The sequence below is a fragment of the Marinobacter sp. GH_1 genome, from assembly GCF_048595985.1.
Classification (GTDB): Bacteria; Pseudomonadota; Gammaproteobacteria; order Pseudomonadales; family Oleiphilaceae; genus Marinobacter; species Marinobacter shengliensis.
In genome coordinates this window covers 86,414-108,099 of sequence record NZ_CP184460.1, presented here as the reverse complement: position 1 = coordinate 108,099, position 21,686 = coordinate 86,414, and the positions used below count along the sequence as shown (strand labels likewise).

17 protein-coding genes are annotated in these 21,686 nt (G+C 60.2%); 6 read left to right on the top strand and 11 right to left on the bottom strand.

The genetic code is table 11. The features are described 5' to 3' along the window. Positions 1 to 24 precede the first annotated feature (24 nt). The 9 genes from ACNSOI_RS00455 to ACNSOI_RS00415 all read right to left on the bottom strand — a co-directional run bounded on the left by ACNSOI_RS00455 (position 25) and on the right by ACNSOI_RS00415 (position 12,007). Entirely contained in the window at positions 25 to 282 is a 258-nt protein-coding gene (locus ACNSOI_RS00455; protein ID WP_106694168.1) for a bacteriocin immunity protein, read from the bottom strand. Continuing rightward, positions 282 to 1,841, bottom strand: coding sequence for an S-type pyocin domain-containing protein (locus ACNSOI_RS00450; protein ID WP_420194893.1), 1,560 nt, complete (start codon positions 1,839 to 1,841; stop codon positions 282 to 284). Before ACNSOI_RS00450 ends, ACNSOI_RS00455 begins: the two co-directional genes overlap by 1 nt. 174 nt (positions 1,842 to 2,015) lie before the next feature. Further along, positions 2,016 to 4,004, bottom strand: coding sequence for an acetoacetate--CoA ligase (locus ACNSOI_RS00445; RefSeq protein WP_420194892.1), 1,989 nt, complete (start codon positions 4,002 to 4,004; stop codon positions 2,016 to 2,018). A gap of 16 nt (positions 4,005 to 4,020) precedes the next feature. Then, positions 4,021 to 4,800: a 3-hydroxybutyrate dehydrogenase gene (locus ACNSOI_RS00440; protein WP_420194891.1), complete on the bottom strand. Its 780-nt coding sequence runs from the start codon at positions 4,798 to 4,800 to the stop codon at positions 4,021 to 4,023. Positions 4,801 to 4,857: 57 nt separating this feature from the next. Next, complete coding sequence (locus ACNSOI_RS00435) at positions 4,858 to 6,228, bottom strand: TRAP transporter large permease (RefSeq protein ID WP_061331362.1); 1,371 nt, start codon at positions 6,226 to 6,228, stop codon at positions 4,858 to 4,860. A gap of 15 nt (positions 6,229 to 6,243) precedes the next feature. Further along, positions 6,244 to 6,858: a TRAP transporter small permease subunit gene (locus ACNSOI_RS00430; protein WP_197463808.1), complete on the bottom strand. Its 615-nt coding sequence runs from the start codon at positions 6,856 to 6,858 to the stop codon at positions 6,244 to 6,246. A 76-nt stretch (positions 6,859 to 6,934) separates the two neighbouring features. Further along, on the bottom strand, positions 6,935 to 8,020 hold the full coding sequence (locus ACNSOI_RS00425) for a TRAP transporter substrate-binding protein (RefSeq protein WP_061331363.1): 1,086 nt from the start codon (positions 8,018 to 8,020) through the stop codon (positions 6,935 to 6,937). Positions 8,021 to 8,341: 321 nt separating this feature from the next. Continuing rightward, entirely contained in the window at positions 8,342 to 9,754 is a 1,413-nt protein-coding gene (locus tag ACNSOI_RS00420) for a sigma-54 interaction domain-containing protein (RefSeq protein WP_286252890.1), read from the bottom strand. A 144-nt stretch (positions 9,755 to 9,898) separates the two neighbouring features. After that, entirely contained in the window at positions 9,899 to 12,007 is a 2,109-nt protein-coding gene (locus ACNSOI_RS00415; protein WP_420194890.1) for a 3-hydroxybutyrate oligomer hydrolase family protein, read from the bottom strand. Positions 12,008 to 12,322: 315 nt separating this feature from the next. On the opposite strand from ACNSOI_RS00415, the gene ACNSOI_RS00410 reads away from it, so the two are divergent. After that, positions 12,323 to 13,243 carry an alpha/beta hydrolase fold domain-containing protein gene (locus ACNSOI_RS00410; protein ID WP_420194889.1) on the top strand — a complete coding sequence of 307 codons (921 nt, stop codon included), beginning with the start codon at positions 12,323 to 12,325 and terminating at the stop codon, positions 13,241 to 13,243. Here the strand turns inward: ACNSOI_RS00410 and ACNSOI_RS00405 are convergent. Further along, a complete protein-coding gene (locus ACNSOI_RS00405) occupies positions 13,220 to 13,579 on the bottom strand; it encodes a DUF6164 family protein (RefSeq protein WP_420194888.1) in 360 nt (119 codons plus the stop codon). The two genes, ACNSOI_RS00410 and ACNSOI_RS00405, sit on opposite strands and share 24 nt — an antisense overlap. A gap of 83 nt (positions 13,580 to 13,662) precedes the next feature. On the opposite strand from ACNSOI_RS00405, the gene ACNSOI_RS00400 reads away from it, so the two are divergent. From ACNSOI_RS00400 to ACNSOI_RS00380, 5 genes are all read left to right on the top strand, one after another. Then, positions 13,663 to 15,075 (top strand): DUF2868 domain-containing protein, encoded by a 1,413-nt coding sequence (locus ACNSOI_RS00400; protein WP_420194887.1) that lies wholly within the window; start codon positions 13,663 to 13,665, stop codon positions 15,073 to 15,075. Next, positions 15,072 to 16,502: a GTPase/DUF3482 domain-containing protein gene (locus ACNSOI_RS00395; RefSeq protein WP_138437352.1), complete on the top strand. Its 1,431-nt coding sequence runs from the start codon at positions 15,072 to 15,074 to the stop codon at positions 16,500 to 16,502. The genes ACNSOI_RS00400 and ACNSOI_RS00395 overlap by 4 nt, the downstream gene beginning before the upstream one ends. Before the next feature lie 50 nt (positions 16,503 to 16,552). Further along, on the top strand, positions 16,553 to 16,948 hold the full coding sequence (locus tag ACNSOI_RS00390; protein WP_008176749.1) for an ectoine synthase: 396 nt from the start codon (positions 16,553 to 16,555) through the stop codon (positions 16,946 to 16,948). An 11-nt stretch (positions 16,949 to 16,959) separates the two neighbouring features. After that, the gene (locus ACNSOI_RS00385; RefSeq protein ID WP_420194886.1) at positions 16,960 to 18,150 is read left to right on the top strand and encodes a CynX/NimT family MFS transporter; all 1,191 of its coding nucleotides are present in this window, start codon (positions 16,960 to 16,962) and stop codon (positions 18,148 to 18,150) included. Between the two features lie 69 nt (positions 18,151 to 18,219). After that, positions 18,220 to 20,289 (top strand): site-specific recombinase, encoded by a 2,070-nt coding sequence (locus ACNSOI_RS00380; protein WP_138437354.1) that lies wholly within the window; start codon positions 18,220 to 18,222, stop codon positions 20,287 to 20,289. Between the two features lie 172 nt (positions 20,290 to 20,461). On the opposite strand, the gene ACNSOI_RS00375 is transcribed toward ACNSOI_RS00380, so the two are convergent. Beyond that, positions 20,462 to 21,637: a type III PLP-dependent enzyme gene (locus ACNSOI_RS00375; protein WP_061331369.1), complete on the bottom strand. Its 1,176-nt coding sequence runs from the start codon at positions 21,635 to 21,637 to the stop codon at positions 20,462 to 20,464. Positions 21,638 to 21,686 lie beyond the last annotated feature (49 nt).

The window sequence follows — 21,686 nt, the reverse complement described above, 5'->3', positions numbered from 1 at the left end:
TGACAGGCTCTGATACTTTGATCCCTACTCACGAAAACAGACTCTTCCCTTTTCGTGGTACCACCTCTTGATCTCATTAACGATGCCTTGGGGAGAATCCTCGCGGTCAGTCTCTGGATAGAAAATCAGATCGCTTTTTGCAGGGTGCTCAACCAGCTCATTGAATTGGTCAACAAACTGACTTTCCTCATCTTCGGTAATATCCTCATTCCAAAACCAGTTTAGAGCAGCAATGAACTCTTCTTCGGTATAGTCACTCAATCGTTTTTTTTGCAGTTTCATTATGTCCTCCGGTGGACCTGAATATGCCTGAAGGGGGTTACCACTCTCAAATTTTCAACGTCGTATACGGCGCCCCCGTTTCCTATTTCTTCTACATGGTGAATTTCAAACCGGTTCCTTTTTCCGGCTTGATCATTAAGCCTTGTAAAAGGAGCTCTGCCGGCCCTGATGGTTTTTTGATTTCGAGAACTGAACTGCCCCATGAGTTCCGTATCCTTTGCCACCTCAAGCCAAAAGGCCTCACGGAACCGGTCAAAATTGGCAAATTCACGCCCCCTGAGCCGATCCGCAATCTGCGCAGGTATCGGCGCTCCAAGATCTCTTGAGGCATTCTCTAACCAGATTCCGGTAATTTCTTCTCCGCCTCCAGTGACCACCCCTCGTTCATCGCGAGCAGTCTTCCGGAAAACCAAATACAACGGCTCAATCCCGCTGTCCGCCGGAAAGCTCACGATCAGCTCAACCTGATCCTCAAAGGGCTGCTGGTAGCCGGGTGGCGAATGTTCCTGGCCATCATCCTGGATGGGTGTCACCAGAATGCTGTAGGGATCAATCCCGGAATCCGCCGGGTATTCGGTGCTCACTACCGGGCGGTGGCCGCTGTCATCCGGGTACCAGACGAGGGTGAAGTCGTCATCAACCACCACTTCAAAATTCTCGCCCTTGAGCTCTGCGTGAGCAACCGGAACCCGGTCTTTGTATCCCGTGCTGTCGTTGACGTGATAGCCGGCCACCCGGAGGTTTCCGGTGGCATCCACGTGCAGATGAAAACGCACCCGGATGGCCGCCTCAGCCATCTCAAGCAGTTCTTCCTCGGTGTACAGGGTGCTGTCGCCCAATTTGGATGGCCAGAGTGCCAACAGCACTGCACTGCCGGCGGTGCTGAGTACTCCGGCACCAATACGCGCCGCCATAGCCCAGCCTTTTGCCAGTCTCATTGCCGAGCCGGAGATCAGGCCCAGCGGCCGCAAGCCGTTTGCACCAGGGCTGATGACGGTGGCGGGGGCAAGCATCGCAAGGGTGCCAAAGTTACTGGCCTTTTCCTGCCCCTCGTTGCTGTCGGTATTCCCGGAGGGCCGGGTGTAGGACTTGGCGAATACCTTTGGCCCCAGGGGCGGAAGGGCAAAGTTTTCCGATATTACCACAGGCGGTGGAAGCGGCTCAGGTGGCGGTTCAATTACCGGGGTTTCTGGCGTGTAGTCGAGCTTCGGTGGTGGTGCCAGGCTATCGGAATGAGCGTAGGCGGTGCCTCTGGAAGGAAACGCTTGCCGGTCACCGAAGCGTTTTTCGAAGGCCGTGACGGCATTCTCTGCAATGGCTGCAGAGGTGCTTTCAGTGGGAACAATGCGCCCGGATACCAGACTGAAAACGGGAACCGCCGGGATCTCTTTCAGCAACACCAGTTCGCCACTGGCAAGCTGGTCTCGTAATCGGGCAGGGGTAAAACTGGAGCTCGAAAGGTAGCTGGCCAATTCCCTATCGGAGTATTGGTCCCAGCCACCCTCGATCATCAACGCTTCATGAAGCGCAAGCGAGTGCGGGTCTGCTATTTTGGTCACGTCCGTGTTTCCACAAAGTATTAATCGGCACAATCCATGCCTGTAGTGTTGGCAAATGTACCTGAATCACCGAGCGAGTCCAAGCCTACATCCGGAACACTTGTGGTACTAAGTCGTAAGCCGGCCCTCGCTAACCAGAAGCATTGCATTCATGGCCATCCCTGGCAGATCAAATCACCTTGCGAGCAAACCAGTCTCCACCAACCGCTCACGTATCCGGTCCAGGGCTTCCGGATTGCCAAGGGCATCCCGGTTGTCCGCTTTACTTGAGCCATTGACCAGCCGGGCCACCGCGAGTTCCACCTTTTTGCCACTGCGGGTGTAGGGAATGTCGGGCACTTCCACGATGTGTTTGGGTACGTGCCGGGGGCTGGCGCCTTCGCGGATTCGGGTTTTCAGGGTTTTGATCAGGTCGTCGGTGACAGTCTGGCCGTCGGCCGGGACTACGAACAGGACCACTTCCACGTCGCCGTCGATCTGGCGGCCGACTACGAGGCTGTCTTTGACCTCGCTGATGGTCTCCACCTGGCGGTAGATTTCCGCGGTGCCGATTCGGACGCCGCCGGGGTTGAGGGTGGCGTCGGAGCGGCCGTAGATGATGGCGCCGCCGTGTTCGGTGAATTCGATGAAGTCGCCGTGGGCCCAGACGCCGGGGAAGGTGTTGAAGTAGGCGTCTTTGTAGCGTTCGCCGTCCGGGTCCTGCCAGAAGCTGACGGGCATGGAGGGCAGCGGTTGGCGGCAAACGAGTTCGCCCCGGCCTTCGCTGACCGGCTGGCCGTCATCGCCGTAGGCGACGGCGTCCACGCCCAGGAAGCGGCACTGGATTTCGCCTCTTCGTACCGGCAGCAGTGGCGTTGATCCCACAAAGCAGCCGCAGATGTCGGTGCCGCCGGCGATGGAGCCGAGCAGTACGTTGGGAGCGCCATCACTGTAGACCCAGTCGTAGTCTTCCGGCAGCAGTGGGGAGCCGGTGGAGAAGACCACGCGCAGGTGGCTCTGGTCCAGGGTTTTGGCCGGTTGCAGTTCGGCTTTGCGGCAGCCGGCGATGAAGCGGGCGCTGGTGCCGTAGTGGGTCACCCGCTCTTTGGCTACGGTTTCCCACAGGAAATTAAGGCTCGGGTAACCCGGGGAACCGTCGACGGTAATGACGGCGGCGCCGGTCATCAGGGCGGAGGCCTGCCAGTTCCACATCATCCAGCCGCAGGTGGTGAAGTAGAGGAAGCGGTCGTCCGGACCCACGTCGCCGTGCAGCATAAGCTCTTTGGCGTGGTTGACCAACAGGCCGGCGGTGCCGTGAACGATGCACTTGGGTTTGCCGGTGGTGCCGGAGGAATAGAGGATGTAAACCGGGTGGTTCGGGTCCACTGGGGTGAATGAGGGTGCCTGGCCTTCGCCCGCCTTCAGGGCGTCGTCCCAGGTGGTGACCATCCCCCCTGGAATCGGGGCTTCGTCTGGCAGTTGCGCAACGCTGACCACCACTTTCAGGGACGGCAGGCCAGCGATCAATTCGGCAAAGTCATCCTGGCGGGCAAACACCTTTCCGCCATAACCGTAGCCATTCACCACGATCAACGCTGAGGGTTCGATCTGGCCGAAGCGGTCGTTGATGGCGCCGATGCCGAAGTCCGGGGAGGCGGAGCTCCAGATGGCACCGAGACTGGTCGCTGCAAGCATGCCGACCAAGGCTTCGTAGCCGTTGGTGACCACGCCGGCCACTCGGTCACCTTTCTGGATACCTTTGCTGCGCAGGAAGGCTTCGAGGGCGCCGGCGTCGGCTTTCAGTTCGGCGTAGGTCTTGCGCATTACCGGGCGGGTTTCGCAGTAGGCCACCACGGCTTCTTTATCAGCATGATCGCCGTCCGCCAGCCGCAGCAGGTTGGCGGCAAAATTCAGCTTCATGCCGGGGAACCATTCGGCGCCGGGCATCTCACGGCGGCCCAACACCCGCTTGCCGGGGGTGTCGCAGACCAGGCCACAATAATCCCAGATCTTCTGCCAGAAGGTATCCAGCTCGGTGATCGACCACTGGTGCAGGGCGTGGTAATCGGCAAACGGGCCAAAGCCCTGTTGCTCAAGCCAGGCCTGAAACCGGCCCATTCGGGAACCGGTGAGGGTTTCCTGGCTCGGGGTCCAGACAACCGGTGAATGTTCTGTGTTGCTCATCCGTCTCTCCAGAAAATTACTGCATATGCCAGCCGTGGCTGACCACGATCGACTGGCCAGTGAGGGCGGCGGACGGGAAGGCCGCCAGGTGCACCGCCAGCTCTGATACGTCTTCGAGGGTGGTGAACTTGCCGTCCACCGTGTTCTTGAGCATCACCTTGCTGATCACTTCTTCCTCGGAAATGCCCAGCTCTTTGGCCTGCTCTGGGATCTGCTTGTCCACCAGCGGGGTGCGTACAAAGCCGGGGCAGATGATGTTGCTGCGCACCCCATGCTCGGCACCCTCTTTCGCCACCGCCCGGCACAGGCCCAGCATGCCGTGCTTGGCGGCTACATAGGGCGCTTTCAGCGGCGAGGCTTCCACCGAGTGTACCGAGCCCATATACAGCATAGTACCCCCACCTTGGGTGTACATCTGGCGCAGGGCGGCACGGGTCACCAGGAAGGCGCCGTCCAGGTGCACGTTCATCACCTTGCTCCAGTCGGCAAAGGCCAGTTTATGCACCGGGTCAATGTGTTGGATGCCTGCGTTGGCCAGGGCCACATCGAGCCGGCCCCATTGCTCAATGATAGTAGCAACCCCCTGGTCCACCGCCTGCTCATCGGTGACATCCATGGCCAGGACCATGGCCGTGCCGCCCGCCTGCTCGATGGCCGCGACGGTGTCGGCGGCACTTTCCAGCGTCAGGTCCGCGACCGCTACCCGGGCGCCTTCGCGGGCGTAATGTTCGGCAATGGCCCGGCCAATGCCCCGGCCGGCGCCGGTGATGAGTGCAACTTGGTTGTGAAGACGCATCACACTGTCTCCTTGTTGATGATCGGTTTGTTATTGGTCTTGTACAGGGCGGTCATATCAACGACCTCCGTAGACTTCGTTGGGCAGCCAGGTGGCCAGGGGTTCGAACCAGAAAACCAATGCCAGTCCGAGCACCTGCAGGGCAATAAACGGCAGCACCCCCAGGTAGATATGGCGTGTGGTGATCCCCGGTGGGCAAACACCCTTGATGTAAAACAGGGAGAAACCAACCGGCGGGGTCAGGAACGAGGTCTGCAGACAGATGGCGAACATCACCGCAAACCACACCGGCTCCACGCCAAGGGAGAACACCACAGGGGCAACCAGGGGCAGAATGATCAGGGTGATTTCCACCCAGTCCAGGAAGAAGCCCAGCAGGAAGGTAATGAACAGCACGGTGATCAGAATGCCAGTGGTGCCGAACGGCAAACCGGTAATGGCATCGCGAATCACATCATCGCCGCCCAGGCCGCGAAGGACGGCAGCAAATACCGTGGCGCCGATAAAGATGCCGAAGATAAAGGCCGTGGTGCGGCTGGTCTGGTACAGGGATTCCCGCAGTACCTTGACGTTAAGACGCCGGCTCAGAAGCGCCATCAGCAGGGCCCCGAACGCCCCCACGGCCGAGGCTTCGGTGGTGGTGGCAATGCCAAAGAAAATGGAACCCAGCACCGCAATGATCAGCGCCATGGGCGGCACCACTGCCAGGAATACATCGAGAAGCGCCCTGAGATCCAGCGGCTCCCGGTTTTTCGGCGCCGGGGCCAGGTCCTTTTTGATGAAGGAGGCAATCAGGATGTACAGGATATACATGGCGCCGAGCATCAGGCCCGGAATCAGCGCTCCCATGAACAGCTTACCGACAGACGCATCGGACGTGCCCAAACGATCCGCCATCAACACCAGCATGATGCTGGGGGGCACCAGAATACCCAGGGTGCCCACGGAACACGCCGTACCCACCGCCAGGGATTTGTTGTACTGGGCCTGCATCATCGGCCCCAGGGACAACATGCCCAACAACACCACTGAAGCCCCGACAATACCGGTAGAAGCCGCCAGCAGCACACCGACAATCACCACGGTAATGGCATAGCCACCGCGCAGCGGGCCGAGTACCCGCACCAGGCTGTGCATCAGCTTCTCGGCAATGCCGGAGCGGTCGAGCATGATGCCCATGAAGATAAACAGCGGTAGCGCCACCATCAGTTCATTGGCCACCACCCCATACAATCGGGCATCCAGGACGCCGATGGTGCCGTTCCAGGTGAACCAGAGGTCGGCATCAAAATGTTCAATCAGAAAGTTCGCCAGTACGGCAAACACCAGGCCTATGCCCGCCAATGACCAGGCCACTGGAAAACCCAGCAGCAACAGCACCATGAAGGCGGCGAACATGGCAATAACCAGAAGTGTTTCCAAGCCCATGATTCTTGTGCCTCGTTACGGATGCGGGTGTTCGCCGTTGCCATAGCCCTCGGGCGTGGCAATCTCGCGGGGAAAACGGAACAGCAGCGTGCAGCAACGCAGGGCCCGGGAAGCCAGGGCAATGCCCACCAGGGTCATGCCGATGGGCAGCACGCTCTTGAAGATGAAGCGATAGGGCAGGCCGCTAGGGGCCTGGGAACGCTCGTTGTACACATAAGAGCTGTAGGCGTAGGGAATCAGCGTTTCCACCATCAGGTAGACGATGGGCAGCGCCAGTAACAAGATGGCCGCCAGCTCTATTCTCGCCTGCCATTTCAGGGAAAACCGTTCCCGCAACACGTCCACCCGAACGTGATCGTCTTTCACCACCGCAAAGCCCAGGGTGAGCATCATGGCGGCACCGAAGAAGTGCCAGGACAACTCCTCAAGCCAGATCGATCCGGCATTGAGAATGAAACGGCTGAACACGTTGGCCAGCACCACCACCAGCACGGCAATCCATAGCCAGGAACTGAGCTTGCCAACGCCAGCCACAAACCGGTCCAGCCACCAGGACAACCGGTTGTAGGGCAGGCCAGACCCCGCCTGAGCAGGCACGGGCGCCTTGGGGGATTCGTGCTCGTGAGTCACAATCACCTCGACATAATCAGGGAAAATTCGGGGTGGATGCCGGCAACGCCGGCATCCACAGGTTCAGGCCTTGGTATCAGTCGTACTGATAGAAGTCCCGGGGCAGGTAGCCCTTGGAGTGCCAGATGGAGTGGTGTTCCATAAACTCACGCTGGCTGGTCAGAACGCGACGGAACATTTCGTCTCCGGCTGCGATCTCGTCCAGTACTTCGTTGGTGACTTTCTGCAGCTCACGCAGTACCGGCTCCGGCAGAGTCTGGGCGTTTACGCCTTCCTTCTCGTAATCCCGCAGGGCGGTGGGCTGGGCCCATTCACTTTCGGCGAAGCCTTTCAGGGTTGCCGATTCGCAGCCCATTTCGATCACGGCGCGGGTTTCAGGCTTGAGCTTGTTCCAGACGTCCTTGTTCACCAGCAGGTGAGAAGTGGTCAGAGTCTGGTGCCAACCCGGCATGATGTAGTTCTTGATGATCTGGTCCAGGCCCAGCATCTTGTCGATGGCTGGCTGGGAGAACTCGGTGGCATCGATGGTCTTGCGCTCCAGGGCCTGATACAGCTCACCGCCCGGAATCATGGTGACTGATGCACCCAGCTTTTCCAGTACCTTGCCACCGATGCCGGCAAAGCGGATTCTCAGGCCATCAATGTCATCCAGGCTTTCGATCGGCTTGGCGAACCAACCGGCACCCTCGGGGCCAATGATCGAACAGAGCATGGGGTGGATGTTGCGTTTGGCGTAGATTTCTTCAAGTAACTCGCGGCCCTCACCCTGGTAATACCAGGCCAGGTAGGCAGGGGGTTCCATGTTGAAGGGGGCGCCAGAGTACAACGGCAACGCGGGAATAGTACCCTGATCGTAACCCACCCAGGTGTAACCGGCGGGGTACTTGCCTGTGCTGACGGATTCCATGATTTCAAACGGGGGTACCAGCTCGCCCGGCTCATAGTAACGAAGCTGGATATTGCCGCCAGAAACCGCTTTCAGGTTCTCAGTCAGGTGTTTGACCGGGGTAGTCAGGCCAATCAGATGCGACGGGAATGCCAGGGGCACCTGCCAACGGACTCGTTCCGATGCCAGGGCATCGCTGCTGATCAGGCTGCCGGAAATCACAGCCGCAGCGGTAATACCATAGGTAAGACGCGAGAGCTTTTGCTTGATCGACATGAAATGGATCCTTCTTGTTGTTGTCATCCACCTTTCGGTCTTGGTGCCGAAAGGCTGGTCTGAGTTGAATCAGACAACGCACGAAACCGCGACTGACCGGTTCGGGTCCAACGAATGTGCGCCAGTGTTGTTTTCGAGCGTTGTTCTGACGTCCTGCATTCAGGCTGTAGCAGACACCGTGCCATCCAAACAAAGTCTTTATTTATCAATTAATTATGATTTTTCCCCATATTCCAGAAACATCGGAGCGTCTGGCTGACCGGACACTTCAAGACCTTGGTCGGAGTGAAGTGTCCTAAAAACAGGACATATGTCTTGGATTCAGGACAGCTTCGCCAGTTTTTCATAGAAAACCGACCGGGAAATGCCCAGCAGACGGGCGGCCTTGGTACGGTTACCCCGGCAGGCCAGCAGCGCCTGCTCGATGGCCTGGGCCTCCGCCTCGGCCAGGGTCTGGGCGAGCGGCCGCACCGGCCTGGGCGCCATGGCCGGCAAAGTGCGCTGGCTCGCCCTCGGCAATACCTTGAAGATGGCATCGGCATCCAGCAGGTCGCCATCCTCACTCATGGTCAACGCCCGCTCCAGCACGTTGCGCAATTCCCGGATATTGCCCGGCCAGTCATAGCTGCCAAGAGCCGCCACCCCGGCATCGGTAATTTCCCCCCGCAGCCCCTGGCCCTCGCAGATTTCACCCAGCAGCGCCTCGCACAGCACCCCGAGATCCGCCAAGCGGTCCCGTAGCGGCGGTATGTTGATTTCCAGCACGTTCAGGCGGTAATAGAGGTCTGACCGAAAACTGCCCTCAGCAATCATCGATTCCAGATTCCGGCTGGTTGCCGCGATGACCCGAACATCCACATTGGCCACCTTGTTTGAACCCAGGGGTTCGATTTCCCCCTCCTGGAGGGCCCGCAGCAGTTTCGCCTGCAACGGCAGCGGCATGTCGCCCACTTCGTCCAGGAACAGGGTGCCCCCGTTGGCCAGTTGAAACTTGCCATCACGGGTACGCCGGTCAGCTCCGGTATAGGCACCCGGCGCCACACCAAAAAACTCCGCTTCCAGCAGATTTTCCGGAATGGCCGCCACGTTCACCCCAACGAAGGGTTTGTCGGCCCGGGGCGATACCGCGTGGATCGCCTGGGCCAGAACCTCCTTGCCGGTACCGGTTTCTCCCAGCAGCAGCACTGGCATGTCCCGGCCAGCGGCCAGACGGGCACGCCGTTTGACTTCCAGGGCAGCGGGACTGCCACCAACAAAGTCCCCAAGGCTGTAACGGGTGCCCCGGGCCTTCTTCGCCAGCGCCTTGCGGGCGGCGGCGAGATCACGGTGCAGGCGACGGTATTTTGATACCAGTGGCGTCAGTGGTTGCAGGTCATCATAAAGGACGAAGGCAACCGCCCCCTCGATTTCACCCTGCTGGTCGTAATAGGGCAGCCGGGTAACCACCAACTGCTGCTGGTTGTGTTCCATGATGTCCAACAGCAGGGGTTTGCCGGTTTCCACCACCTCCGGCATTCGGGTTTGGGGTATCACCTGGCGCACCGGTTTGCCGATTGCCTGGGCTGGGTCGCCAAGGCCCAGCAGGTGGGAATAGCTGCTGTTAATCCAGGTAATCCGGGTATGCCGGTCCACGGCAATGGCACCGGCACTGGCTTCCTCAAACATGGGAAACAGCGCTTCTATCAGGTCTCTTGTCAGACCACTCTTGTTTTTATCGGTAAACAGCTCGGTCATGTACCGCGTACTCACGGGCCGGAATTGGTTCATGGGGCAACCCTGGGCGTCCGGATTTCCGGACGCAGTCACGGAAGTATAGAAAGCCCCCGGTCCGGGGGCAAATCGAAATATCCTGTCTTTCAGAAACCGACCAAACTCGCCCTACTCCGGTATTCGAAGCTGGCTTCCGGTATGGATAATCCGGTCGGCGTCCGCCGGTACCGGCAGCACTGGCGGGAGGTTGGCTTCCGTCAGCGGATTCGCCAGGTCGCCCCTCGGAACGGCCCGAACCACCTGGCTTGGCGGTAATGGCTGGCCTTCGGTGAGATGGGCCCACATCAAATCCAGCGCCTGGAAGTAGTAATGGTGAAGGGGGACATAACGATCTCCGACACCGGGAAATCCGTTGAGCACATCAAGGTGGTGGGCGTTGAGGATTTCGTAATAGCGCAGTCCGCTGCCGCTGCCTTCCACCTGCCGGTTGAGCCCCACATAGGGCCGTGAGGTGTGATTGATGGGCAATATTGCATCGGCGCGCCCGGTCACAAACACCGCAGGTTTACCCCGAAGGTTTCCGGTTGCCCGCACCTCAGCAATACCCGAGGCGACCGCATCCGCCAGCGCCGCTGCATCACCGGTCAGCTCGGCACCGGTTTCCGGGTGCGTGCCTTGCGCAAGGGCACGCAGGCACAACAGGGCATCCAGGCCGTAGTCCGGCAGGCTGGAGCTGGGAGACACACTGGCGGCAAGGTTGGTGGGCTGCCCTTCCGCCTGATCGTACACAATGTTGACACCGGCTGATGGGGGTATGCCATTACTGGCCGAGAACAGTGCCGCCTCCGCCGCCGGAGCCAGGGGTATGACAGCCCCGCTACCGTCAGTGGCGGCCAGGCTGAGGTCGCAGAGGCGATCTTCCACACCGCTGCGGCTGTAGGCATTGGCGTAGGTCATGGAAATGCTCTGGGCGACGGCCAGTCCGAAATGCAGCGGCGCCAGCAGGTTCTGTTCTGGCTGAATGGCAAATTCCTCATTGAGGATCCGCAGGGCATCGGTTGCCTGGTCATCCACCGTGGCGCCGGACACCAGGCCTTTATTGGCCAGTGATTGGCAGATGTTCTGGCCAATGGCCGGAGGATTGAATGCACCGTTCAACGGTGCCAGGTCGCGAATGGCCGGGGCCTGATTTGCACACCCCTGGTACACCGCCAGGGCAGTGGTGTAATCCAGCAGGCTGCGACTGTGTTCGGTGATCTCGGGCCCCTCTCCCTGGCGAATGCTGAAGCTGCGATCCACTACCGGATTGACGTTGGGTTCAGACACCGCAACTCCGTCGATCAGCCCCTGCTGATCCTGCTCTGCTGCCTGTATCGAGGCACCGCCGCCATTGGAAACACTGGAGGCAATGACCAGGGTATTGTCCGGCTTAATGGTTTTCAGTCGCTTACCGTTCGGCAGCAGGCGCCCAAACTTTTCGTTCAGTACGTAGAAACCAAACTCAACGGACTGCAGTACATGCCGGCCCCAGTCCGCCTCCGGATTGGCCCGGGAATGGGCATGCTTCCAGGCGAATCGGTCCGGCCACTGGGCGTTGAAGTCGCCGCGCTGGGTGTCGGTGAGCGGTGCCCGAAACAGCACTGGCACATCCTGATCGGTCAGGTCGCCATCGAGGGTCTGGGCCTGATTGTTCGCCAGGTTGTGGGCACCGGTGCCGGTGCCTTTATCGGTGTACACCACGGCACACTGCTTCTTTAACCCCCATTCACCGGCCGTACCGATTGCACCATAGACTCCGCGGGAACCGGACGAAGGAGCGGTTACCATACAGGGCGCATCAACGTTGAAGCTAGCCGGCACCTGCACCATCACGGTCACCGGCACCGGGCTACCGGGCACGGACATCAGCGCCAGGAATTCCTCACCGGGCACCTGGCCATCACCCGCCACCCCCACGTGTGGGCCGAACAGCTCACCGTAGCCGCCACCCGGGGCAGTATCTACCAACGCCCGGTAATTGTTGTAAATAGCCAGTCGGCGACGCTCTCGGGCTGTCGGGTTGAGGGGGTCGGCGAACGCCGGAGCGGTGGCAGACGCCAATCCATCTGCCCCCAGGCCTGCGGTCAGAAGATCGTCGGTAATGCCATCGTAATCGTGCTGAAGAACGTCGCCCTGGATGAAGTCGGGCAACTGATTGAAGGCGGGGTTGCGGTCGTTGCAGGCAGTCAGCAACAACCCGCAGGCCCCGATCAGGGCACAGAGTGTTATGGGTTTCATGATCGTTCCTTGTTTGTTGTTTTTGAAATCACCTCATAAGAGGCGAAAGTGCCCTTGCGGATCCTGTGCCAACAACCCAACCATCTGTTTTTATTGATTTAATTTCAAATAACACAGGTTCAACAGGTGAAAGCTTCCGGATTTCCGGACATGCACAGGCTCAAATCACCTTCGATCCCCGGCAGTGCGGCCTTTTCAGAAGTGTCCGGCTTTTCAGACAGCGTCCTGCGATCCGGACACATGCCCCCATCGACATCCATCTTCAGCGGCAGCTCGTATCATCGGGTTAATTGGCAAGCCTTAAGGAGGCAGGGAGTGATCGTTCGTAATGTCAGGTATATCAGTGCCATCATGGCCATGTCCGCCCTGTTCCTGACAGGTTGCGCCAGCCACCAGCCAACGCCATCACACTCCGTTACCCTGCCGGAAACCGGGTTCACCGTTCATTCCTCGCTACGATATTCACCGGATACCTGGCCAGAGCCGCTGTACGCCGATCTCTACGTGCCTGAGCGCACTGATCCTGCCCCGGTAGTTCTGATGGTTCATGGTGGTGGTTGGGAGCGTCGCTCCCGAAGCGATATGACCTGGGTGGCGGAGTCCCTGGCCAGCCAGGGATTCGCCGTGCTCAACGTGGATTACCGGTTCGCCCCGGACTTCACGTTTCCGGCACAGCTGCACGACCTGCAGATCGCCCGCCACTGGCTGAACCGGAATGCCGGCCGCTATGGCCTGGACACCTCCCGGGTCACTGGCTTCGGCTTCTCCTCGGGCGCTCACCTAGTGGCCCTGCTAGCGACTGTCGCCAGCACAGACAGCGATCTGAACACCCCCCATGGCGGACCGGACACGGCCTTACAGGCAGCGGTGGCCGGCGGGCTTCCAGCGGACTTGCCCGCCTTTGGCTCTGGCCGGCTATTGCGTCAGCTTCTGGGGGCTGAATTGGAAGAACAACCCGATCGTTACCAACGGGCGTCTCCGGTGACCCATGTGAGCGCAGCAACACCGCCATTTTTCCTGTTTCACGGCACCATGGATATGCTGGTTCCGTTCAGTCAGGCTGAGCGTTTTGCCGAGGCCCTGGATGCCCAGGGGGTGTATCGCGAGATCTACCGGATGCGCCTGCGGGGCCATGTCACCAGCTTTCTGACCGCCGGCAATGCGGTCGATCAGGCGGCCCGGTTCCTGGCTCGCCAGGGCGCCGGGCCGCAATCAGCCCAGGCGAATGAACGGTAACAGGCTCAACCCGAGAATAACGACAATGGCGATGAGTGCCGCCAGGAAGGTGACCGGCCGGCGTCGAAACTGATACCAGAGCCCGGTTTCACCACGCTGGCAACGGGCCAGGTAGTCTTCGCGCTGGGCTTGCAGGCGGCGGGCCTGGTAGTCATCCAACAGCGCCCGGGCGCGCTCCGCCTCGTCATCGTCATGCACCCAGAAACCGCCCATGCTGATGCCCCAGCGGCTGGGTGGTGTTTCGTAATAGCGCACCTCATGCTCTTCGAACAGGGCGCGGATATCGTCGGCCTCGTCGTCGGGTACGTTACGCAGGTTCATCAGGTGGTGGGGCATAGGGCGTTCCGGCTGGCTTAACGGGCGTTGTTGGCTATATCCTAGCAGGAAAGTATAACCGACCGAATGCAACAGGATTCTGCATGAGCCACCACCCCCTTCGTCTGCTGCTGGAGTTTGATGACCGCATCCAGCGCGACAGGGAGCAAGCCCCCGCCTTTCTGCACCGCCGGGACCGGCGTTTTGCACTGGACTGCGAACAGCAGGGCATTCGCCCCGACGCAACGGCCTGGCTGGCACACATGCAGCGACTCAGCGGCCCCGGCAGGGCAAGCCAGGCGAACCACAAGCTCGAGTTGCAGTGGCAACGGATTCAGCGTGGTTTTATCGCAGCCGGGGCACTGTTTGGGGTGATTACCATGGCCGGCCTGCTGTTCTACGATGGCGGCCAGCGCATCAACATCACGGTGTTCCTGGCCTTTGTGCTGCTGCAGCTGTTTCTGGCTACCGCAACCACCGTCCAGGCGGTTGCCGGCTGGCAGCCCTGGGGTTGGTTGCAACGGCGGTTGCAGCCGCAACTGCCGGGGCAAACCCTGGCACAATTGCAACCGCTGTTGATGGCCCGTGCCGCCCACGCCGGCGGCACCGCGTTCGCCACCACCGGGCTACTGACCCTGCTGGTGTTGCTTCTGATTCAAGACCTGGCCTTTGGCTGGAGCACCACACTCGACACGGCCGCCGGCGGGTATCACACACTGGTGCAGGCGCTTGCCACCCCCTGGGGCTGGCTGTGGCCGGCGGCTGTGCCGTCCCAGGAACTGGTCGAGGCCACGCGGTTTTTCCGGGCGGCGCCGGACAGCCCCGGCACAGCTCCGGCGCAATGGGGCCAATGGTGGCCATTTGTCGTCATGCTTTGGCTAACGTGGGTATTGGTGCCCCGCTTGGTGCTTCTGGCTTTCAGCCACTGGCTTATCACCCACAAGGCCCGCCGGGTTCTGCAGCAGCATCCCGGCATGCAGGCACTGGCCTGGCGTATGGAAACCCCGACCCTGGACACCGGCAATCAGCATAACGATGCCGACGATCTCCCCGACACCACCACCCGGGCCCAGACCGTCGAACTATCAGACACGGACCATATTGTCTGTTGGGCCGGTGCCGGTGAGCCGGAGTTACCGCAACAACTACTTGGTAACCAGACCCAGATCCTAAAGGCCGGGGGGCGCGCCTCTCTGGAAGAGGATGACCGGGTGCTGGCAACCCTGACGCAGGCCCTGGCAGAGAGCCCGGAACCCAGCGTTATGGTGGTTACCCGCAGCTGGGAACCCCCCACCGGCGAGCTGCACGACTTCCTGGACCATGCCCGGGAGCAGTGGCCAGGGAATACCCGTGTACTGGTGCTACCGCTGGCCTCCGACGCCAACCGCGCACCAGCCGACCACTTGATCCAACCCTGGTTGCGATTTACCGAGCGCCTACCGGCGGGCTTTGCCCAGGTCACCGTGCTGCCGTCCGTGCCGGATAACCCCTACCAGACCGGAACCGAAAGCCCATGAACCAGCAGCCGGTTTTCGCGGTGGTCGGCCACCCCAACAAAGGCAAGTCCAGTGTGGTGGCCACCCTGTCACAGAACGACGCCATCGCCATCGCCCTGGAACCGGGCACCACCCGGGCCCGACAGGCCTACCCGCTCAGTGTTGATGGCCAGCAGCTGTACACCCTGGTCGACACCCCCGGCTTCCAGCGACCCCGGCGGGTACTGCAGTGGTTGGAAGCCCACAGCCTGTCGGCCTCCGACCATCCGGAAACCGTCCGGGCGTTCGTGCTCCAGCACCAGGGCGATGATCGCTACGTGGATGAATGCGAATTGCTGACACCCGTTATCGAAGGCGCCGGCATCATTTACGTGGTGGATGGTTCCGTGCCCTACAGTACCGAGCACGAGGCGGAAATGACCATCCTGCGCTGGACTGGCCGGCCAAGCCTGGCCCTGATCAACAGCATCGGTGATGACGACTACAGCGATACCTGGCAGGCCGCACTCGGCCAGTTCTTTCAGGTTGTCCGCAAGTTCGACGCGGTTCGCGCCCCATTCGAGCAGCATCTCAGCCTGCTCAAAGCCTTCGGACAGCTTGAACCGGACTGGGAGCAGACCCTCGCCCGGGCCACCGACCTGCTGGCCCAGCAACGACAACAGCGCCGCCACCAGGCCGCCGGCCTGATCGCGCGAGCCCTGGAAGACATGATGGCCTATCAGGAGAAGCGCACACTCACCCTGGATCAAGTGGCCAGCATCAGTGATGCTTCCCTGGCTGAAACCCTGCGGGACCGCTGGTATCGGCATCAGCGCCAGCGCGAACAGACCCTGCGGGTGAACATTGAACACCTGTACCAGCATCAACGTATCCAGCGCCAGGAGGCAGAGCTGGAATGGGCCAACCAGCACGACCTGTTCTCCGAAGACACCCGGAAACACTGGGCGGTCAGCAAGAAGTATCTGGCCGGGGCCGGCTTTGGTGCGGGTGCGGTCGGGGGTGCCGGCATTGACGCCGCGACCTTCGGCACCTCCCTTGGCACCGGAGCCCTGGTGGGTGGGCTGATCGGTGCCGCCGGCAGCTACTTTTACGGTGACCGGCTGCTGCTCCCGGCACTGAACATCGGCCCCCTGAAAGACGGTTTGAAAAGCGCCACGTTCGGCCCCGTACAGGACAGCCAGTTCGGCTATGTTGTATTGGGCAGGGCAGTAGATCACTGGTGGCACATCAGCCACCGGAACCACGCCGGACGGGACCTGCTGGAGCTGGAACCAGCCGATCAGCACTGGCTGGAGCGGCTCGATAAACACAGTCGCCGGGAGATCCAGAAAGCCTTCGACCGTTGTCGCAAGCAAAAATCTCTCGGCCACCCGCAACGACAGATTCTGGCAACCGCCATTGAGCATGCCATGATGGTTTACGACGATTGGCGGTTGAATCGGCCTTAACCGGCATGTTTATACTGTACGGCTATTCCATCACACAATGAGGAATGCGAATGAAAATTGTACGAGTGCAAGACATTATCGGTACCGAGCGCGAAGTCACCGGCCCAGGCTGGACCAGCCGCCGCATGCTGCTGAAAAAAGACGGCATGGGTTTCTCGTTCCACGAAACCATTATTCCCGCCGGTGCTGAGTTGAACCTCTGGTACAAGCATCACCTGGAAGCGGTTTACTGCGTTGCCGGTAACGGCAAAATCCTGGATAAGGCCACTGGCGAAACCCACGAGATCACCGATGGCACCCTGTATGCACTCGACAAGCACGACCAGCATACCCTTTACGGTGGCACCGAAGACATGCGCCTGATCTGTGCCTTCAATCCTCCGGTCACCGGCCGCGAAGTACACGACGAAGACGGCGCCTACCTGCCCGACACCAGCGAAGACTGAACCCGCTGGTCGTGACAACCCCCTCGGCAACAACTGCACCGCCATCGCCAGCCAGGCTGCTGCCGGTGGCGGTGCTGCTTTGGCTGGCCGGTGTTTACCTGAGAATTCCGGTACTGGTGGCACCGCCACTGGCGCCATTTATTTCAGATGAACTAGGCCTTACCCAGGCCCTGACCGGCGCCCTCACCACTTTACCCATCCTGATGCTGGCCATTGGCGCCATGCCTGGCTCCCTGGCCATTTCCCGCATCGGCCCCAGGAATACCCTGGCCATGGCCATGGTGATCATGGTGATCGGCTCCGCAGGTCGCGGCCTGGTGCCGGACACTACCACGCTGATGGTCGCCAGCGCGGTCATGGGGCTCGGCGTCGCCATGATGCAACCGGCATTACCGGCTTTGCTGCCACGCTGGCTGGCGCCCCATCACCTGGCCATCGGCTCTGCCATCTACATGAACGGCATGTTGATGGGCGAATTCATTGGTGCCGGCATCACATTACCGGTGCTCATGCCATTGCTGGATAACAGCTGGCGCGCCACGCTACTGGCGTGGTCGTTACCGGCACTTCTGGTTGCCGCAGCCCTGTTTCTGCCCAAGCGGGACCTGGCACGGCCGGTGCGCCGCAGCGCCTGGCTGCCAGACTGGAAAAACCCGCTGACCCTGCGTATTGGCCTGCTGTTGGGCTTGTCCGGCTCCATGTTTTTTGGCCTTAACGCCTACATGGGGAACCTGCTGGCACAGCAGGGGCATTTTGAGAAGCTGGCAGACGCGCTTTTCTGGTATAACTTTGCGCAAGTGGTGGCCTCGCTGCTGATGCTCAAGATGGCCCGATTCTGGGTAGGTAAGCGCAGCATGATCATCTTGATGGCGGTGCTCAGTATTGTCGGCACCAGCGGCACCATTGTCCTTGAGGGGTGGCCAGCCATATTCAGCGCCACCCTGATGAGTTTTGTTGCCGGTATCCTGCTGATTCTGCTGGTTGCGCTGCCACCACTGCTGGTACGCTCGGAGGAAACCGGGAGGTTGTCGGCCGGCACGTTTCTGGTGGGTTATACCCTGGCGTTTTCGGTCCCCATGATCGGCGGTCTGATTGCCGACTGGAGCGGGGATATACGCCACGCCATCATGGTGATGGTAGTGTACAGCCTGCTGGTGTTACCCATAGCCTTTACCCTGGATCTGCGCCGTCGACCGGCCTGAGTATCATCTGTCAGCAAACAAACATCGTATGGAAGCCGTTAAGCCCCATGCTCAAGCAAGGACTCTGTGTTGAAACTGGCCACCCTGATTAACCAGCTCGCGGATGAAGACACCAGCGCTCTGAAAACACTCAGCCTGGTGGTGGACTGGATTCGCCCGCAACGGGGCGAAACCGTCCACAACGCCGTTGACCGCATGAAGCAACTGGAAGGTGCCCTGACCGAGAACCTGGACGTACACCTGGCAGTGTCTGGCCGGCTGCAGGAATGGCTCGACCAGGCCCAGTTTTTCCAGTTGTTGTCTGGCCTGGGGCTCTATTCCCGCCGCGGCTTCCTGAAAGAAATCGGCGAGCGCCTGTACGAGCGGATCAACCCGGCCCCCAAAGACCGCAACAACGTCAAGAACGTGTTGTTTGTGGTGTTCCACCGCAAAGACGACGCCGAATGGATTCACCGCATCCCCGATGAGGCTCTGATCCGCCTGTTGACCACCCTGTGGCACTTTTCACCCTCGGCTCTGGAACGCACCCGGAACCGCATTTACAGCCAGATGCTCAACGCCCTGGAGATGATGTCCATCTGGGTCGCCGCCGAAGAACTCGAACCCAACATCCTGCGCTTGAACCCGAAGATCATCGACCGGGAATCCGCCTTCGTGGCCCTTCAGCGGGAAATTGCCGCGCTGGTGCAATCCTGGGGGCATGCCCTGCAAGAAAAGGAATCCGTTGAGCTGGACGATGCCCACGCCCGGGTACTGATTGAACAATGCCGTGAAGAGATTGACCGACTGCAACGCAAATCCGTCACCGCCGGCTCTACCATGGCGCTGACCCACCTGCTGGAGCGGCTGCACCAGACCCTGGACCGGATTGAACACCTGCTGGATATTCTGGACCCGGCAGACCCGGTGAAGCGACTTAACCGATCCGTGGAACTGTTCAAGACCCTGGTCCAGGCCAGCGCCGAACGCCACGGCGTCAGAGCCTTGTGGCGCGCCAACCTGAGGCTGATGTCCCGCAGCGTCACCGAGAACGCCAGCGACCACGGCGAACACTACATTGCCGGCAGCCGTAAAGAATACCTGGCCATGCTGGCCTCCGGCGCCGGAGGCGGGTTTATCATCGCCTTCATGGCACTGATCAAGATCCAGATCCTCCAACTGGACCTGACCAAGGGCTGGGAAACCCTCTGGGTCAGCCTGAACTACGGCATCGGCTTCATGATCATCCACATGCTGCACTGCACCGTGGCCACCAAACAGCCCGCCATGACTGCCGCCAGCATCGCCGAAAAAGTCGAGCAGGGCGAGCAGGGCCGCGCCAACGCCCGCAAACTGGCAGAACTGCTGGTCCGGGTTGGCCGCACCCAATTCGTCGCCATCATGGGCAACGTCGCCGTCGCCCTGTCTGTGGCTTTCGCCGTTGGCTCGTTATACAGCCATGTGCAAGGCGTTCCGCTGATCAGTACCGAACGCTACGATTACATGCTCACCGGCATCCACCCCTGGCAAAGCCTGGCCTTGATGTACGCCGCCATCGCCGGTGTCTGGCTGTTCTTCTCAGGCCTGGTGGCCGGCTACTTCGACAACCGCGCCGCCTACCTGAACCTGGCCGAACGCCTGGAACAACACCCCCTGCTGCGCCCCCTGATGCCGCCGGAAACCCGCGCCCGCTTCGGCGCCTACGTGGCTGAACACTACGGCGCCCTGATGAGCAACTTCGTGTTCGGCGTGCTGCTCGGCGTCACCGGCTACATCGGCTACCTCCTGGCCCTGCCCATCGACATCCGCCACGTCGCCTTCTCCTCCGCCGACGTCGGCTACGCCATGTCCGTGTTCATCCCCGGCGCCAGCGACTTCGCCCTGTTCACCCTGTTCGCCCTGCTGATCGGCGGCGTCAACCTCATCGTCAGCTTCACCCTGGCCCTGAACGTGGCGCTCAGAGCCAGAAACACCCGGATATCCAGCTTCCCGAAACTGATCAAAGCCTGGTTCCAGGTGGTCGCTGAAAACCCCGTGGCGCTGATTTACCCGCCAAGAGATCCGCTGCCCGAACCGGACGACCTCAAAGAGGCCCAACCCGACAGCCCGCAAACCAAGGCCGAAAACAAAGAACAGCGCCAAAAGGCCCTGCAGAAATAAAAAAGGGCCGCCAAAGCGACCCACAAAACAGTAGCAAAATAAGACTTCCCGAACCGACCCGACAGGCCGTGGGGCGGGGAGGTCTTTTCCGCCGGAAAAAAGATGTCTGAGCGAAGCGAGTTGTTTTTTCCAGAGGAAAAGACCTCCCCGCTCCGCGGCCAGACTCCCAAACTCAGATGTAGTAGTCCTTCAACGGAGGAAAGCCATTAAACTCCACCGCACTGTAAGTGGTGGTATAAGCCCCGGTCGACAGCCAGTACATCCGGTCACCAATCGCCAGATTCAAAGGCAACGGGTACTTGTGGTGCTCATACATGATATCGGCACTGTCACAAGTCGGCCCCGCAATCACACAGTCCTCGCCCTCACCGGTCTTCTCAGTCCAGATCGGAAACTTGATCGACTCATCCAGCGTCTCGATCAGCCCCGAGAACTTACCCACATCGGTAAACACCCATCGGTGCAACGCGGTACGGGACTTCCGGGAAATCAGCACCACCTCACTCACTAACACACCGGCGTTGGAGATCAGCGAACGGCCCGGCTCAATGATGATCTCCGGCAGATCGTCACCAAAATCTTCCCGCAGAAAACGGGCAATTTCCTCTGCATACACCGCCAGCTCATTGGTGCGGGTGATGTAGTTGGCCGGAAAACCACCGCCCATGTTGATCATCTTCAGCTCAATGCCGTCTTCTTCCTTCAGGCGCTCAAAAATCACCTTCACTTTGTTCAAGGCGGCATCCCAGGCGCCGATTTCCCGCTGCTGGGAACCCACGTGGAATGACACGCCGTAAGGCACCAGGCCCAGATCGCGAGCCAGGATCAGCAGGTCCATGGCCATATCCGTCTGGCAGCCAAACTTGCGGGACAACGGCCAGTCTGCGGTCAGGGTGCCTTCGGTCAGAATGCGCACATACACTTTTGAGCCCGGCGCCGCTTTCGCGATGTTGCGCAGGTCGGCTTCGGAGTCAGTGGCAAACAGGCGCACGCCCTTCTCGTAGAAGGTGCGAATGTCCTTCGCCTTCTTGATGGTGTTGCCATAGCTGATGCGATCACCGGTCACACCCAGGCCCATCACCTTGTCCAGCTCATACACCGATGCGATATCGAAACAGGCACCCTTGTCCCGCAGCATGGTCAGAATCTGCGGCGCCGGGTTGGCTTTAACCGCATAGTAAACCTTGGCGTACGGGAACCCTTCCACCAGCTCCTCGTACTGACGGTCAATGGTCTGGGTGTCGATGACCACAAACGGGGTTTCCTTGCCGTCGGCAAAGTCCTTGATCCGCTTGAAGGTCTCGGCGCTGTAATAATCGGCGATGTCAGCGTTGGGGTTCAGATTCATGGGTGGTGTGTCCCTCCACAGGGTAAACGGGCATAAAAAAAGGGTAGCA